The sequence below is a fragment of the Pararhodobacter sp. CCB-MM2 genome (genome assembly GCF_001691415.1).
GTDB lineage: Bacteria > Pseudomonadota > Alphaproteobacteria > Rhodobacterales > Rhodobacteraceae > Pararhodobacter.
Genome location: NZ_LRRR01000069.1, coordinates 1 through 1069, shown reverse-complemented (window position 1 = coordinate 1069; position 1069 = coordinate 1). Strand labels below are relative to the sequence as shown.

Here is a 1069-nt window from a genome sequence, read left to right as displayed (position 1 = left end):
ACGCGCGGCAGCACGTTCTTCGCGTCGGTCGTGGCGGGCGCGACGATGTGCGAATAGCCCGAGGCCAGCGACACGATCAGCGCCGCGGTCGGCTCGGCCAGACGATGGCCCAGCGAGGCATCCTCGGCAACCAGCACCTTGGCAACGCCGGCGATCTTGGCGGCGTCAGCCCCCGCAGCGGCAGCCGAAGCGCCCGCGCAGAGAACGGTCACGTCGCCCAGCGACTTGACGGCCGAGACGGCCTTGGCGGTGGCGTCGCGGTTCAGCGCGCCGTCGGTCACTTCACCCAGCAGCAGAACGGCCATCAGATCACCCCCGCTTCGTCTTTGAGTTTCGCGATCAGCTCGTCGACCGAACCGACCTTCACGCCGGCCTTGCGCGCGGCGGGTTCCGAGGTCTTCACCACCGTCAGGCGCGGGGTGACATCGACGCCGTAATCGGCGGCGGTCTTCTCATCCAGCGGCTTCTTCTTCGCCTTCATGATGTTCGGCAGCGAGGCATAGCGCGGCTCGTTGAGGCGCAGGTCCACGGTGACGATGGTCGGCATGGCGACCTCGATCGTCTGCAGGCCGCCGTCGACCTCGCGGGTGACTTTCGCTTTGCCGTCAGCCACTTCCAGCTCGGACGCGAAGGTCGCCTGCGACCAGCCCAGCAGGGCCGAGAGCATCTGGCCGGTGGCGTTCATGTCGTTGTCGATCGCCTGTTTGCCGGCCAGCACGAGGCCCGGCTCTTCGTCCTTGACGACAGCGGCGAGCAGCTTGGCGACGGCGAGGGGCTCGATGTCGGTATGCACGTCATCGGCGGCGGTGATCAGGATGGCGCGGTCGGCGCCCATGGCCAGCGCGGTGCGCAGCGTTTCCTGGGCTTGCTTCACGCCGATCGAGACGACGACGACCTCGGTCGCGGCGCCTTTTTCCTTCAGACGGATGGCCTCTTCGACGGCGATTTCGTCGAACGGGTTCATCGACATCTTCACGTTCGCAAGATCGACACCAGAACCGTCCGCCTTCACGCGAACCTTCACGTTGTAGTCGATCACCCGCTTCACGGGTACGAGCACTTTCATGGG

1 protein-coding gene and 1 pseudogene are annotated in these 1069 nt (G+C 66.3%); both read right to left on the bottom strand.

What is annotated here, in order from left to right:
• Positions 1–305 (bottom strand): annotated as a pseudogene (locus tag BCY78_RS24220) (electron transfer flavoprotein subunit alpha/FixB family protein); the annotation flags it as partial.
• Positions 305–1066 (bottom strand): electron transfer flavoprotein subunit beta/FixA family protein, encoded by a 762-nt coding sequence (locus BCY78_RS24215; RefSeq protein ID WP_068306916.1) that lies wholly within the window; start codon positions 1064–1066, stop codon positions 305–307. The gene BCY78_RS24215 and the pseudogene BCY78_RS24220, both read right to left, overlap by 1 nt.
• Positions 1067–1069 lie beyond the last annotated feature (3 nt).